The sequence below is a fragment of the Pseudomonas congelans genome, assembly GCF_900103225.1.
GTDB classification, from domain to species: domain Bacteria; phylum Pseudomonadota; class Gammaproteobacteria; order Pseudomonadales; family Pseudomonadaceae; genus Aquipseudomonas; species Aquipseudomonas congelans.
Genome location: NZ_FNJH01000005.1, coordinates 24,217 through 39,403, shown reverse-complemented (window position 1 = coordinate 39,403; position 15,187 = coordinate 24,217). Strand labels below are relative to the sequence as shown.

The 15,187-nt window shown below is 59.0% G+C and carries 13 protein-coding genes; 3 read left to right on the top strand and 10 right to left on the bottom strand.

The annotated features are described in order from the left end of the window. The first annotated feature begins 11 nt into the window (after positions 1-11). Positions 12-1,004 (top strand): alpha/beta fold hydrolase, encoded by a 993-nt coding sequence (locus BLR20_RS17430; RefSeq protein ID WP_003412945.1) that lies wholly within the window; start codon positions 12-14, stop codon positions 1,002-1,004. A 67-nt stretch (positions 1,005-1,071) separates the two neighbouring features. After that, positions 1,072-1,719, top strand: coding sequence for a DsbA family oxidoreductase (locus BLR20_RS17425; protein WP_032614878.1), 648 nt, complete (start codon positions 1,072-1,074; stop codon positions 1,717-1,719). A gap of 177 nt (positions 1,720-1,896) precedes the next feature. Here BLR20_RS17425 and aauR read toward each other — a convergent pair whose 3' ends face one another. The 10 genes from aauR to BLR20_RS17360 form a co-directional block, all read right to left on the bottom strand. Then, the gene (aauR, locus tag BLR20_RS17415; RefSeq protein ID WP_054993431.1) at positions 1,897-3,225 is read right to left on the bottom strand and encodes a two-component response regulator AauR; all 1,329 of its coding nucleotides are present in this window, start codon (positions 3,223-3,225) and stop codon (positions 1,897-1,899) included. A gap of 10 nt (positions 3,226-3,235) precedes the next feature. Continuing rightward, positions 3,236-5,143: a two-component sensor histidine kinase AauS gene (gene aauS, locus BLR20_RS17410; protein WP_054993430.1), complete on the bottom strand. Its 1,908-nt coding sequence runs from the start codon at positions 5,141-5,143 to the stop codon at positions 3,236-3,238. 60 nt (positions 5,144-5,203) lie between these two features. Then, positions 5,204-5,938 carry an amino acid ABC transporter ATP-binding protein gene (locus BLR20_RS17405; protein ID WP_003412939.1) on the bottom strand — a complete coding sequence of 245 codons (735 nt, stop codon included), beginning with the start codon at positions 5,936-5,938 and terminating at the stop codon, positions 5,204-5,206. Further along, on the bottom strand, positions 5,935-6,600 hold the full coding sequence (locus BLR20_RS17400) for an amino acid ABC transporter permease (RefSeq protein ID WP_002554865.1): 666 nt from the start codon (positions 6,598-6,600) through the stop codon (positions 5,935-5,937). The genes BLR20_RS17405 and BLR20_RS17400 overlap by 4 nt, the downstream gene beginning before the upstream one ends. Then, positions 6,601-7,347 carry an amino acid ABC transporter permease gene (locus BLR20_RS17395; RefSeq protein WP_003363624.1) on the bottom strand — a complete coding sequence of 249 codons (747 nt, stop codon included), beginning with the start codon at positions 7,345-7,347 and terminating at the stop codon, positions 6,601-6,603. Between the two features lie 130 nt (positions 7,348-7,477). Continuing rightward, on the bottom strand, positions 7,478-8,392 hold the full coding sequence (locus tag BLR20_RS17390; RefSeq protein WP_003428827.1) for a glutamate/aspartate ABC transporter substrate-binding protein: 915 nt from the start codon (positions 8,390-8,392) through the stop codon (positions 7,478-7,480). A 347-nt stretch (positions 8,393-8,739) separates the two neighbouring features. After that, the gene (gene glpD / locus BLR20_RS17385) at positions 8,740-10,278 is read right to left on the bottom strand and encodes a glycerol-3-phosphate dehydrogenase (RefSeq protein ID WP_054993429.1); all 1,539 of its coding nucleotides are present in this window, start codon (positions 10,276-10,278) and stop codon (positions 8,740-8,742) included. A 799-nt stretch (positions 10,279-11,077) separates the two neighbouring features. After that, a complete protein-coding gene (locus tag BLR20_RS17370) occupies positions 11,078-11,833 on the bottom strand; it encodes a DeoR/GlpR family transcriptional regulator (protein ID WP_054993428.1) in 756 nt (251 codons plus the stop codon). Between the two features lie 99 nt (positions 11,834-11,932). Beyond that, positions 11,933-13,438, bottom strand: a complete 1,506-nt coding sequence (gene glpK / locus BLR20_RS17365) for a glycerol kinase GlpK (RefSeq protein ID WP_054993427.1) — start codon at positions 13,436-13,438, stop codon at positions 11,933-11,935. A gap of 60 nt (positions 13,439-13,498) precedes the next feature. Beyond that, positions 13,499-14,356, bottom strand: coding sequence for an MIP/aquaporin family protein (locus BLR20_RS17360; protein ID WP_054993426.1), 858 nt, complete (start codon positions 14,354-14,356; stop codon positions 13,499-13,501). A 353-nt stretch (positions 14,357-14,709) separates the two neighbouring features. Here BLR20_RS17360 and ybaK point away from each other — a divergent pair, with 353 nt between their 5' ends. Continuing rightward, positions 14,710-15,180: a Cys-tRNA(Pro) deacylase gene (gene ybaK / locus BLR20_RS17355; RefSeq protein WP_054993425.1), complete on the top strand. Its 471-nt coding sequence runs from the start codon at positions 14,710-14,712 to the stop codon at positions 15,178-15,180. Positions 15,181-15,187: the final 7 nt, after the last annotated feature.

Genomic DNA, 15,187 nt, shown 5'->3' with positions numbered 1-15,187 from the left:
TGGTGTTTTTCATGCGGGTTTTAATTTTTCTGGCCGCGCTTCTGTGCGGCTTGCCGTCTTTTGCGGCCGATCGTTGTGATACCGATGTTCCTGTACAGATGGCCGACCTCAAGGAAGTACGGATTGCCTACCAGAGTATTGGTAGCGAGTCCGACCCTGCCTTGCTGTTGGTGATGGGGCTGGGTGGGCAGTTGATTCACTGGCCGGATGAGGTCGTGGTCGCCTTGTGTCAGCAGGGCTATCGGGTGATTCGCTACGACAATCGCGATGTGGGTCTGTCTTCGTGGGTGCAACAGCCAGCCGATGCCAATCTGACGTTCGAAGTGCTGCGTTATAAACTCGGCCTGCCTGTCTCGGCGCCGTACTCCTTGACTGATATGGCCGACGATGCGCTGGGTCTGATGGATGCGTTGCAGATTCGCCAGTTTCACGTGTTGGGCGCGAGCATGGGCGGCATGATCGCCCAGCACCTCGCTGATCTGGCGCCATCCCGGGTCGAAAGCCTGACGCTGATCATGACCAGTTCGGGTGCGCAGGGTTTGCCTATGCCCAGTACCGCGCTGATGCAACTGTTGGCGCGTCGCGGCGCGCCCAACCGGGAAGTAGCAATCGAGCAGCAGGCCGATCTGCTTGCGGCGCTGGGCAGCCCGCAGGTCAAGGACGATCGCCAGCAGTTGCTGCATCAGGCGGCTGTTTCATATGACCGGGCGTTCAATCCCGAGGGCGTGAAACGCCAGATCATGGCGATTCTGGCCGAGCCCAGCCGCGTGGAGCTGCTGAACCGCCTGCGTCTGCCGGTACTGGTGGTTCATGGCACGGCTGACCCGCTGTTGCCAGTCATGCATGGTGTGCATGTGGCCGCGCACATTCAGGGTAGTCAGCTGCGCCTGATTCCGGGGTTGGCGCATCGTTTTCAGGAAGCCTTCAAGGCTCCGTTGCTCGGTGCAGTGCTGCCGTACCTGAAAGCCCAGCATGAAGACGGTCGCAACCTGGCTCAGTTGTAAGTCTGCCCGGTTGTCAGGCATGGGCAGAGGTGTATCGTGTGACCTTTGCTTACCGAAAAGGGCCGATATGACAACTGCACTGAAGATCGACTTCATCTCCGATGTTTCCTGCCCCTGGTGCGTCATTGGTCTGCGCGCGCTGGATCAGGCGCTGGAGGCGCTGGGGGATGAGGTGCAAGCGCACATTCACTTCCAGCCTTTCGAGCTGAACCCGAACATGCCTGCCGAAGGCCAGGACATCAAAGAGCACATTGCCGAAAAGTACGGCTCCACGCCGGAACAGATCGAGGGTATTCACGAGACCATTCGTGAGCGCGGTGCCGAGCTCGGCTTCACCTTTGCCAAGGGTGAGCGACGTATCTACAACACGTTCGATGCCCATCGGCTGCTGCACTGGGCCGAACAGCAAGGCAAGCAGCATGCGTTGAAGCAGGCGCTGTTCGAGGCGTATTTCAGTGACCTGAAAGACCCGTCCAATCACCAGACTCTGGCGGATGTGGCGCAGAAGGTTGGCCTGGACCGTCTGCGTGCCCAGGCCATTCTGGACAGTGACGAGTACACCACCGAAGTTCGCGAGGCGGAGCAGCTCTGGACGTCTCGCGGTATCACGTCCGTGCCGACCATGGTCTTCAACGATCAGTACGCCGTCTCGGGCGGTCAGCCGGTCGAGGTATTCGTCAGCGCGATCCGCCAGATTGTCAGCGAATCAAAGTAACCCGCTGGCTGCGCAGGATCGGACGCAGAGCGTCCGGAACGGCATGCCCACGCGGAGCATGGGCACGATAATGTTAGAGCACTGATCGTTCCGCACGCTCCAGCGTGGGAATGCATTGGGTGACGCTCTGCGTCACAGATCTGCGCTACACCGCACCCTCAAGATCGGGCGCAGTGCTCAAAGCCCGTATTTCTTGACCTTGTCAAACAGTGTGGTCTTGGCCATGCCCAGTTCCTGGCTGGCCTGGCTGAGGTTGCCGCCGCTGCGTTGCAAGGCGTCGCCAAGCAGAGAGCGTTCGAAGGCTTCGACCGCTTCGGCAAACCCCAGGCTCTGGTTTTCACTGACCGTGCCTGACTGCTTGAACGCTGGCAGGCCCAGGGCAAAGCGCTCGGCGACGTTGCGCAGTTCGCGTACATTGCCTGGCCAGTCGTGGCTCATCAGGTTCGAGCTGGTCTGCCGATCCAGCACGGGCGGTTCGCGATCAAAACGTAACGACGACAACTGCAGAAAGTGTTCGAACAGCTGCAGAATGTCTTCGCGGCGTTCTCGCAAGGGTGGTAGTTCAAGCGTGACGACGTTCAGGCGGTAATACAGGTCGCTGCGGAACTGATTGGTCTTGCCCAGGGCATTCAAGTCGGATTTGGTCGCCGCTATGACCCGGCAATCCACGGCGACGCTCTGGTTGGAACCCAGCCGCTCAAGGGTTCGCTCCTGCAGGACGCGCAACAGTTTGATCTGCAGATTGACCGGCATGCTTTCCACTTCATCGAGAAACAGCGTGCCGTTGTGCGCGTGCTCGATCTTGCCGATGCGCCGCTTGCCCGCGCCGGTAAAGGCGTTGGCTTCGTGGCCGAAGATTTCCGACTCGAATAGGCTTTCCGCCAGCCCGCCACAGTTGAGCGCCACGAACTGACTGTCCTTGCGCCGGCTGAAGTCGTGCAGGCAGCGTGCGACCAGTTCCTTGCCCGTGCCGGTTTCGCCTTCGATCAGCACGTTGGCCGAGGTGTCGGCGACGTTGGCTATCAAAGCACGCAGGTTTTGCATGGCCGGGGAGCGGCCGATGATCCGGCCTTCCAGCGAATCGCGCTCGGCCAGTTGCTTGCGCAACGCCCACACTTCACGGGCCAGCCCGCGTTGTTCCAGTGCGCGCCGGGTGACGTCGACCAGACGCTCGGGCGAAAAGGGTTTTTCCATGAAATCGTAAGCGCCATCACGCATTGCGTTGACGGCCATAGTGATGTCGCCGTGGCCGGTGATCAGCACCACCGGCAGGCTGCTGTCACGGGCCTTGAGACGGCTCAGCAACTCCAGCCCGTCGATGCCCGGCAGGCGAATGTCGCTGATGACGATACCGGCGAAGTTGTCACCGATGAGCTTCAGGGCCTCTTCTGCGCTGGAAACGCCCTCGCTGGCGATGTCTTCCAGCGCGAGGGCCTGCTGGCAGCCGAGCAATACATGCGGATCGTCTTCGACGATCAGGACAGTCAGGTCGCTGTTTATGCTCATGGGTGTCGTCTCATGTCGGGCTGTCCGGGTGGCGGGCATCGGGAATGAACGGCAGGCTCAGGACAAACGTTGTTCCGCCGTCCTCCGGATGCTCTGCGCTCAGGCTGCCGCCGGCTGCGGCGGCAAGGCTCGCCGACAGCGTCAGGCCCAGCCCCAGGCCTTGTTCGCCCGGTTTGGTGGTGAAGAAAGGTTCAAACAGATGCTTGCGCGCCTCGGCGTCGACGCCGTGCCCGTTATCACGTACCCGCAGACGGTATCGGCCGTCGACAACCGACCCGGCGAGCCATACCTCCGGTTGCTGCTGGTCGGACATGGCATCCAGTGCGTTGCCGATCAGGTTGACCAGAATCTGTTCCAGGCGGGTCTGGTCGATGGTCAGCGTGGCATCGACGAAATCTCGATGCAGTGTCAGGCCGGACTGCTCCAGACGCACACCCAACAACTGCGCCGCCGCATCGACAGCCTTGCTCAGTTGCGCCTGGCCCTGATCGTCGCCGCGTCTGGCGAATGCGCGCAGGCTGGCGGTGATGCGGCCCATGCGGTCGACCAGATCATTGATGGTGCGCAGGTTGGTACTCGCGGTGTCCAGCGCACCTCGCTCCAGAAAGCGCACGGTGTTGCCGGACAAGGTGCGCAGTGCGGCCAGAGGCTGGTTCAGCTCATGCGCGATGCTGGTCGACATCTGGCCGATGGCGGCCAGCTTTCCGGCCTGGACCAGTTCGTCCTGCGCCTTGCGCAAGGTGTCTTCAGCCTGCCTTCGTTCACGAATCTGCGCCTTGAGGCGTTCGTTGCTGGCCCGCAGGTGTTCGGTACGTTCGGTGATCTTGCGTTCCAGCTCGTTGTTGGCAGCCTGTAGCGCTTCCCTGGCGGCAAGCCGGGTCGAGATCACCTTGCGCCGCTCGTTCCAGGCGATCAGCAGAAAGGTCACCAGTGCGCAGGCCACGGCGACCAGCATGCCCTGATTGGCCGCTTCACGGCGCAGATCCTCCAGCGGGGTAAGCAGTGTCAGGTGCCAGGCGGTATCACTCAACGGGCGGCTCTGGGCCAGATAACTGACCTGTTTGTGTTCGCGGTCGACACTGATGTTGGCGGGGAACACCAGCGTCTCGACGCCTTCTGACAGGGTTTCCCGTTCCAGTGGCACCAGTTCGTCGAGCGGCCACCAGTAATATTGCAGGCTGCGAGCCAGACGCTCCTTGACCTCGGCAGTGAGCGGGCGCACTGATTTCAGGCGCCGGGCCGGGTCGCTGGAGAGGATGATGATGCCATTCTCGTCGCTGACAAACGCCTCCAGCCGCGCCCTCTGCCAGCGTTCTTCGAGCGCTTCGAGGCGTACCTTGATCACCGCAACGCCGATGATGCGGCCTTTGTCTTCAAGCCCGTGCGCCAGGTAATAGCCCGACTCGCCCGTGGTAGTGCCGATGCCGTAAAAGCGCCCGGGCAGGCCACGCACGGCGTCCTGGAAGTAGGCACGGAAAGACAGGTCTTCACCCTGATAGCTGTCGGAGTCGCGCCAGTTGCTGGTGGCCAGCACACGTCCGGTGGTGTCCATCACGTAAATGGCACGACTGCGGCTGCGTCGATTCAGGCCTTCGAGATAGCGGTTGACCTGCTGCTGAAGCTCGGGTCCCGGTTCGTTCAGCAACTGCGACACGCTGGACTCCAGCTCCAGCACGCTGGGCAGGTAGGTGTATTTGCTGATTTCGCTCTCGACCGTGCGGGCGTGAAGCTCAAGCTGGCGCTCACCGGTTTCGCGCAGGCCCTTGATGGCGCTGTGTTCACTGACCAGATAGGCGATATAGCCCAGCCCGATCATCAGCATGAGGATCAGCGGCGGTAAAAACAGTTGACGGATCAGACGGGGTTTCACGGCGAGTGATGGCGGGGCGGCGCGATAAAGAGTGGGGTCGCATTTCATCACAGTCGTCCTGGACCGAACAGCTGCCCGCAGATGAGCGGGCAGCCGTTAAAGTACTGCCTAGTGCTGGAGAATCTTGGCGAGGAATTGCTGGGCACGTTCAGAGCGTGCGCTGACGTCACCGAAAAACTCTTCCTTGGCGCAATCTTCGACGATCTGTCCCTTGTCCATGAAAATCACCCGATTGGCGACTTTGCGAGCGAAGCCCATTTCGTGGGTCACGCACATCATGGTCATGCCTTCATGAGCCAGTTGCACCATCACATCGAGCACTTCATTGACCATTTCCGGGTCGAGCGCGGACGTGGGTTCGTCGAACAGCATGACCACCGGGTCCATCGCCAGCGCCCGAGCGATGGCGACACGCTGTTGCTGCCCACCGGAAAGCTGACCGGGGTGCTTGTGCGCATGCTCGGAAAGGCCGACGCGGTCCAGCAGCTTCAGACCCTTCTCGGTGGCTTCGGCCTTGCTGCGGCCCAGCACCTTGATCTGTGCGATGGTCAGGTTTTCGACAATGCTCAGGTGCGGGAACAGTTCGAAGTGCTGAAATACCATGCCGACCCGCGAGCGCAGTTTCGGCAGGTTGGTCTTCGAGTCGGAGATCGATGTGCCGTCGACGACGATATCGCCTTTCTGAAACGGTTCCAGTGCGTTCACACATTTGATCAGGGTCGATTTGCCGGAGCCGGACGGGCCGCACACCACAACCACTTCGCCCTTGCTGACCTCGGTGCTGCAATCGGTCAGTACCTGGAAGTCCCCATACCACTTGTTGACGTTTTTGATGGAAATCATACGGCAAACCTTTTTTGCAGACGCTTCACCAGCAGCGAGGCGGCAAAGCTGATCGTGAAATACACCAGACCGGCAATGATCAGGAACTCGTTGGCGCGCCCGATGATGTCGCCACTGGAGCGCGATGCGTTGAGAAAATCGACGAGGCCGACGGTGTACACCAGGGAGGTGTCCTGAAACAGAATGATGCTCTGTTGCAGCAGCAGCGGGGTCATCTTGCGAAACGCCTGGGGCAGGATGATCAGTCGCATCATCTGCGAGTAGTTCATGCCCAGCGCCTGAGCAGCGCCCATTTGTCCCTTGGAGATCGACTGCACGCCGGCACGGACGATTTCGCAGAAGTACGCGGCTTCGAACATCATGAAGGCCACGACGCAGGAGGCGAACGCACCGATGGGCGTGTCTTCACCGGTAATCCAGCGCAGCACGAACGGCACGGCCAGATAGAACCAGGTGATCACCAGCAGCAGCGGGATCGAACGAAAGTAGTTCACGTAGGCGCCGGCCACATTGGCCAGCAGCTTGTTCGATGACAGGCGCATCAACGCCAGCAGCGTGCCCAGCACCAGGCCGCCGACAACACCCATCGCCATCAGCTTGAGGGTCATGACCATGCCGTTCCACAAGCCGGGAATGGCTGGAACGATTCCAGTGAAGTCCATTTATTTGCCCCCCAGTGAGATGAGTCCCGGTACGGCGACTTTCTTCTCGATCACACGCATCAGCAGCATCAGGCTCATGTTCAGCGTGAAGTAGATGAGGGTCGCGAGGGTGAAGGCTTCGAACAGGTTGGCGGAAAACTCGGCAGTCTGTTTGGTCTGCGCGAGCAGCTCCATCAGGCCGATCAGCGACGCGACCGATGAGTTCTTGAACACGTTCAGGAATTCGGAGGTGAGCGGTGGAATGATGATCCGGTAAGCCTGCGGCAACAGCACGTTCCAGTAGATCTGTGGTAGCTTGAAGCCCATGGCGCGTGCGGCCGATTCCTGGCCCTTCGGCAGTGCTTCAATGCCGGTACGCACTTGTTCGCAGACCCGTGCAGCAGTGAACAGGCCGAGACATACCACCACGCTGAGGAACGCGGAGGTGGTCGGGTTCAGGTCTTGCTTGTACCACTCCTGCAGGTTTTCCGGCAGCAGGTCGGGCACCAGGAAGTACCAGATGAACAGCTGCACCAGCAGTGGCACGTTACGGAAAATTTCCACGTATACCGTGGCGATACCCGACACCAGACGGTTTGGCACGGTGCGCATCACGCCCAGCACCGAACCCAGTATCAGGGCAATGATCCAGGCAATGACAGCAATGGCGATGGTCCAGCCCAGACCGGAGATGAACCAGTCCAGATAGGTCTCGCTGCCGACGCCGGTGGACTTGAAGAATACGCCCCAGTCCCAGTTGTAATTCATCAGGGTCTCCCCCTCTTTTTCTATTTATATCGAGATGCACGCACTGTCGTCAGCCAAGAGTGACCAGGCGATCCCGGGCAGGCTTTGCCCGCCCGGGATACCGTCAGTTCAGACTGGCAGGACTGGTCACTCAGGCTTTCTTGTCGTCAGCCGCTTTGTCGGTCGGGTTCTGAATCAGCTCCTTGAGCTTGTCGCTCATCGGGAAATTCAGGTTCAGACCTTTCGGAGGGACAGGGGACATGAACCACTTGCTGTAGATGGCGTTGATGTCGCCCGACTTGTAGGTAGCGACAATGGCGTCATCCACGGCTTTCTTGAACGGCGCATCGCCCTTGCGAACCATGCAGCCGTAGATTTCGTAGGATTGTGCCGTGCCGGTCACTGCCCAGTCGTCCGGCTTCTTGGCCTTGGCCATTTCGCCTGCCAGCAGCGCGTCGTCCATCATGAAGGCGACTGCACGGCCGGACTCGAGCATTTGGAACGATTCACCGTGGTCTTTGGCGGAGATCACGTTCATGCCCATCTGCTTGTCAGCGTTCATCGCCTTGAGGATGCGCTCGGAAGTGGTGCCAGCCGTGGTCACGACGTTCTTGCCTTTCAGGTCGTCGAAATCCTTGTAGCTGGAATCCTTTTTCGACAGCAGGCGCGTGCCGACTTCAAAGATGCCGATGGAGAAATCGACCTGCTGCTGGCGTTCGGCATTGTTGGTGGTCGAGCCACATTCCACATCGACGGTACCGTTCTGAACCAGCGGGATACGGGTCTGCGACGTCACCAGGTTGTACTTGACCTTGAGGTCAGGCATGTCCAGGTCTTTTTTGATGGCTTCGACGATTTTCAGCTGGATGTCGTGGGAGTAGCCCATCGGCACGCCAGAGGCATCCGCGATGTAGGAAAACGGGATGGAGGCGTCACGATGGCCCAGCGTGATGGTGCCGGATTCCTTGATCTTCTTCAGAGTGCCAGTCAGTTCGGCGGCGAAAACCGGCGTGCTGATCAGAGCGGCAGCGATTGCTGCGCCCAACAGGTGGGGAACGATGCGCATGGTTGAGTCCTTGATTTCATTTTTATTGATGGGGCCGTAATCAGAGTGGGCCCGCTTCTTGGCGAATGCTTCAACGGCGTCCACATCCAGACACACGCCCTTGTCGAAACGCTCGGTGCAGAATGTAGAGCATGAGTCGTGCCAGGCGGTTTTAAGAAATCAACATGCTGAATTTAAAAGGATTTTTTGTAGATCGGCTCTGCTGCTGCGGATCAAGGCGTCCGGGAAGCCGAATAAGGCGGGGTCAATTGTTCGGAAAACCGAATGGAATGTGTTGCGCGGGAGGGGGGCAGCAAGGAGAGAAGCCTGTTCACCGCGCGGTGGGTGAACAGGTTGCGGGCGGATTATCAGGCAGCTTCGAAAGAGGCTTTGTTGCGCACCACTGTTTCCAGGTAGCTGCTCACGGCGGCCTGCTCCTCAGGCGTGGTGAACAAGCCGAGTTTGGTGCGGCGCCACAGGATGTCTTCGATACTGGTGGCCCATTCCTGATCGCACAGGTAATCGACCTCGCGGGTATACAGGCCTGCACCCAAATGCTGACCAAGGTCTTCCAGGCTTTGCGCACCCTCCAGCAAGCGCCAGCTGCGGCTGCCGTAAGTGATCGACCAGCGCTTGGCGATAGGGGCTGGCAGCCAGCTGAAGCGACGGGTCATGTCTGCTGCCAGCGCTTCGGCAGTGGTCATGTCTTCGCCACCCGGCAGGGCAGCCTTGGCCGTCCAGCTAGGTTTCATCTGTTTGAAGAACGGTGCCAACTGCGCCATCGCCGACTCGGCCAGTTTGCGGTAGGTAGTCAGCTTGCCGCCGAACACCGACAGAATCGGTGCTTCGTCAGCGCCACCTGACAACGAAAGCGTGTAATCACGAGTGATGGCAGAAGGATTATCCGACTCGTCGTTGCACAGTGGGCGCACGCCAGAGAACGTGTGCAGCACGTCTGCGCGACTCAACTGTTTCTTGAAGTGGTCATTGGCCACCTTCAGCACGTAATCCATCTCGCCTTCAGTGATATCCACCTTGTTCGGATCGCCCTGATACTCACGGTCGGTGGTGCCGACGATGGTGAAGTGTTCCAGGTACGGGATCGTGAACACGATGCGCTTGTCTTCGTTTTGCAGAATGAACGCGTGCTCACCCTCGTACAGTTTCGGCACGATCAGGTGGCTGCCTTGAATCAGGCGGATGCCGTAAGCCGAGTCGAGCTTGAGGTCTTCGCGGATGAACTTGGCCACCCACGGGCCTGCCGCGTTGACCAATGCCTTGGCATGGATCGAAAACAGGCTGCCGTCGCTGCGTTCCAGGTGCAGATGCCACATGCCCTTGATACGACGGGCGCTGACACAGCGGGTCTGAGTATGAATGTGCGCACCGTTTTCACGAGCGGACATGGCATTGAGCACCACCAGACGCGCATCGTCTACCCAGCAGTCGGAATATTCGAAACCGCGAGTGATGCTCGAGTTGAGCGGGCTGTCCGCACCGAAATGAATGGTCCGCGAGGCTGGCAGCTTTTCGCGCTTGCCGAGGTTGTCATAGAGGAACATCCCTGCACGAATCATCCAGGCCGGACGCAGGTGCGGACGATGAGGCAGCACAAAGCGCATCGGCTTGACGATATGCGGTGCTTTGGCAAGCAGCACTTCGCGTTCTGCCAGTGCTTCACGCACCAGGCGGAACTCGTAGTGCTCCAGATAGCGCAGGCCACCATGGATCAGCTTGCTGCTGGCCGAGGACGTGTGGCTGGCCAAATCGTCCTTTTCGCACAGAAAAACCGAAAGGCCGCGACCGGAGGCATCCGCTGCGATACCGACACCGTTGATGCCACCGCCAATAACGGCAATGTCGTAGACCTCTGAGAGGGGCGGGGTTGGCACGTTGGTGTGGGGCATTGGTGGCCTCCTGGACAATTCGTGAGCAGTGCTCGAAAGGCGAATCTGAACATTAATGTTCACTTTCGAAAATAATAGCTCAATAAAATGACCCTTGCTAGCACGTATCGATTGAAAATACTGATGACTGAATCATAAAAAGAACAAATATGAACATTGTAGGGCGGGATTTGGAGCTGGGAGGATCGGTGCACGGCCTGCCGGAATTGCTCTGCGTCACAGGTCTGCGCTGCGCCGCTTAGGCATGAGAGGACGCAGAGCGTCCAGAACTGCATGCCCACGCGGAGCATGGGCACGATAGTGTTCTTCGGGGCACCTATCGTTCCTCGCGCTCCAGCGTGGGAGTGCTTGGATAACGCTCTGCGTCACGCTTTTGTGTTGCGCCTCTGAGGCAGGAGAGGACGCAGAGCGGCATGCCCACGCGGAGCATGGGCACGAAGGTATTCTTGCGGACACCTATCGTTCCTCACGCTTCAGCGTGGGAGTGCTTGGATAACGCTCTGCGTCACGGTTTTGTGTTGCGCCGCTGAGGCAGGAGAGGACGCAGAGCGGCATGCCCACGCGGAGCATGGGCACGAAGGTATTCTTGCGGACACCTATCGTTCCTCACGCTCCAGCGTGGGAATGCCTTGGGTGACGCTCTGCGTCACAGATGCGTGCCGCGCCATACAGACACAAGTCTTGTGGGAGCGAGCTTGCTCGCGAAGAGGCCGGTACAGACTCCAGAAAGTAGGGCGCTCGATACACCGTCTTCATGAGCAATGCGGACCGCCGCGCGAACACCGCTCGCGCCTGACAATCACACCACTTCCAGACGAATCTTGTGCTGATTCAGCAACTGCTGCAGCGCGGGTACCGGTGGCTGGTCGGTGACCAGGCAATCGATGAGGGTGATCGGTCCCAGGCGGACCATGGCGTTACGTCCGAACTTGCTGGAGTCAGCTGCCAGCAGCACTTTGCGTGCGTTGGCGATGATCGCCTGGGACACCCGTACTTCCTGGTAATCGAAATCCAGCAGGCTGCCGTCTTCGTCGATGCCGCTGGTACCCACCAGGGCGAAGTCCACTTTGAACTGAGTGATGAAGTCGATGCTGCCCTGGCCAACAACGCCGCCGTCACGCCGTACATTACCGCCTGCTATCAGCACCTCGAAATCATCCTTGGTGCTGAGGATCGACGCCACATGCAGGTTATTGGTGATGATCTTCAGGTTGTTGTGGTTGAGCAACGCACGTGCGATGGATTCGGTGGTGGTACCGATATTGATGAACAACGAGGCGTTGTCCGGGATCTGCGCGGCGATGGCCTCGGCGATCCGTTGTTTTTCGTCGCGCATCTGGTCCGCACGCATGGCGTAGGCGGTATTTTCGATGCTGGAGTCATAGGCTGCGCCGCCATGGTAGCGGCGCAACAGGTTCATTTCCGCCAATTGATTGATATCACGGCGAATGGTTTGTGGGGTCACGACGAACAGCGTCGCCATCTCCTCGATGCTGACATAACCACGGTCACGGACCAGTTCGAGGATCTGTTGTTGGCGGGGAGGCAGGTTCATTGTTTTTCCTTGGGCGCCCTCTACAAATGGCGCCCATCATGCCGCAGGAAAGTGCAACCTGTCAGCCGGAATCCTGCTCCCCGCTTTACAACAGCGCTGTCACTCTTCGTTTTCGTGCGGTTCCCAGTCACGAGTACGCGCGACTGCTTTCTGCCAGCCTGCGTAAAGTTTTTCGCGATGTGCTTCTTCACAGGAAGGTTCGAACACGCGCTCGATCACGGCCTTGTTACGCAACTCGTCCAGGCTGCTCCAGAAACCGATCGCCAGACCGGCCAGGAATGCTGCACCCAGTGCCGTGGTTTCGCGCATCTGCGGACGCTCGACATGAGTGCCAAGGATGTCTGCCTGGAACTGCATCAGGAAGTTGTTGGCCACTGCACCGCCGTCCACGCGCAGCGACTTGAGGCGTTCGCCGGAGTCCTGTTGCATGGCGTCGAGCACGTCGCGGGTCTGATAGGCGATGGATTCCAGCGCTGCGCGAATGATGTGATCGACTTTTACGCCACGGGTCAGGCCGAACAATGCGCCGCGTGCGTAGGGGTCCCAGTAAGGTGCGCCCAGGCCCGTGAACGCAGGCACCAGGTACACGCCGTTGCTGTCCTTGACCTTGCTGGCGAAGTATTCGGTGTCCAGTGCGTCATTGATGATCTTCAGTTCGTCGCGCAGCCACTGCACGGTCGAGCCTCCGTTGAAGACCGCGCCTTCCAGTGCATAGGCCACTTCACCACGAGGGCCGCAGCCGATGGTTGTAAGCATGCCGTGCGCCGACTTCACGGCTTTCTTGCCGGTGTTCATCAGCAGGAAGCAGCCAGTGCCATAGGTGTTCTTGGCCTGGCCGGGTTCGACACACATCTGGCCGAACAACGCCGCCTGCTGGTCGCCTGCGATACCGGCAATCGGGATGCCGCTCTTGCTGTGGCCGTAGACTTCGGAGGAGGCTTTGACCTCTGGCAGCATCTCGCGCGGGATGTCCAGCACGTCGAGCATGCGTTGGTCCCATTCCAGCTTATGGATGTTGAACAGCATGGTCCGCGAGGCGTTGGTGTAGTCGGTGACGTGCACCTTGCCACCGGTAAATTTCCAGATCAGCCAGGTATCGATGGTGCCGAACATCAGCTCGCCTTTGCGGGCGCGCTCGCGGCTGCCTTCGACGTTGTCCAGGATCCACTTGACCTTGGAGCCGGAGAAGTACGGGTCAATCACCAGACCCGTGGTGTCCTTGATGTACTCCTCAAGACCGTCGCGCTTGAGCTGCTGGCAGATCTCGGTGCTGCGGCGGCACTGCCAGACGATTGCATTGTAGATAGGGCGGCCGGTGTCGCGCTCCCAGATGACCGTGGTTTCACGCTGGTTGGTGATACCGATGGCAGCGATCTGGTTGTGGTGCAGATCGGCCTGCGCCAGTGCCTTGGTCATGCACGCCGTCTGAGTGGCGAAGATTTCCATCGGGTCGTGTTCGACCCAGCCTGCCTGCGGGTAATGCTGGACGAATTCGCTTTGGGCAGTGCTCACCACGTTGGCGTCGCGGTCGAAGATGATGGCGCGCGAGCTGGTGGTGCCCTGGTCAAGAGCAATGATGTAGTTCTTGTTCTGTGTGTCAGTCATGTCGATTGCCTTGCATTATTGGGTGGGATTCAGTTGTGTGAGATTCAAATTGAGTGACATTCAAGATGAAACCTGAACTTTGCCGCGAACCACAGGAGCCTCTTTTTCATTTTCAACAGGAACGGCGCTTGGCAGATGACGCGCAATCAATGCGCGGTAGCCAGCAGCACCAAGGCAGGCACCCAGAATGGGCGCAAAAATCGGAACCAGGAAATAAGGAATGTCGCGACCGCCGGTGAAGGCCATTTCACCCCAGCCGGCGAAGAACGTCATCAGCTTCGGACCGAAGTCGCGCGCCGGGTTCATGGCGAAACCGGTCAGCGGGCCCATCGAGCTGCCGATCACGGCTACCAGCAGGCCGATCAGCAAGGGTGCCAGCGGGCCGCGCGGCAAACCATTGCTGTCATCGCCCAAGGCCATGATCACACCCATCAGAATCGTGGTGATGACCACTTCGACCAGAAAGGCCTGACCGACCGAAATGGCCGGGTTTGGATACGTCGAAAACACCGACGCCAGTTCAAGGCTCTGCACGCTGCCGCGAACGATATGGTGAGCATGTTCGAAGTCGAAAAAAAGGCTGATGTACAGCAGGTACACCAGACCCGCTCCGCAGAACGCGCCCGCGATTTGCGCCGAGATATAAAAGGGCAATTTACGTTTTTCAAAACCGGCGAACAGACTCAGCGCGATGCTGACGGCCGGGTTGAGATGGGCACCCGAAATGCCGGCGCTGAGGTAGATCCCCATGCTGACGGCCATGCCCCAGATGATGCAGATTTCCCAAAGGCCGAAGGTGGCTCCCGCGACCTTGAGCGCTGCAACGCATCCTGTGCCGAAAAAAATCATCAGGGCGGTGCCAAGAAATTCAGCCACACATTGCCCGGTGAGCGTCGGTTGTTTTAGTGCGATGGACATGGATACCTCATTTTTTGTTTTTGTCTCGGCACCCTGAGACAGGCGTGGGTGCTCGTTATTCGTGCGTCTCAGAAAAAACCCCATTTCTGATCGCCGATGCGAGTTATACCGAAAAACCGCTTTCGATAATATTCGTAAACGAAAAAATATAGACAAGAAACAACGCTGTCAAAGGTCGGAACCGAACGGTCAGAAAATCGCCAGTAGCCCACAAAGACCCCGTAGGACCGCTTTATTCCGGTGAATTCAGACTGTTTTCAAAAGGCCATCAGTGTCGCAGGTGGCGTGAATCAAGGCATGTTCACTTTACTTCGCTTAAAGTGACGGGCATTCGGAACCCTTTGGAGCGCTGCATGACACCCGCACTGGATTTGCTGAAAAAAAACCGCGCCGAACATCGCATTCACAGCTATGAACATGATCCGAAAGCGCCGTCATATGGGCTGGAGGCAGCGGAAAATATGGGTCTGGAGCCTGCACAGGTTTTCAAGACGCTGCTCGCCAGCACCGAAAAAGGCGAGTTACTGGTGGCCGTCGTGCCAGTCGTCGGAACACTTGATCTGAAGGCTCTGGCGCAGGCTGCGGGGGCAAAAAAAACCGAAATGGCCGACCCGGCCGCGGCACAGCGCTCGACGGGATACCTGTTGGGTGGCATCAGCCCCTTGGGCCAGAAAAAGCGTCTGCGTACCTTTATCGACGAGACCGCGCAGCGTTTTGCAAGCATTTATGTCAGTGCCGGGAGGAGGGGGCTCGAGGTCGAGCTTTCGCCAGCGGTGCTGGCTGAGCATACCCAGGCCAGGTTTGCCCCGATCGGCAGGGAATAACCTGCGC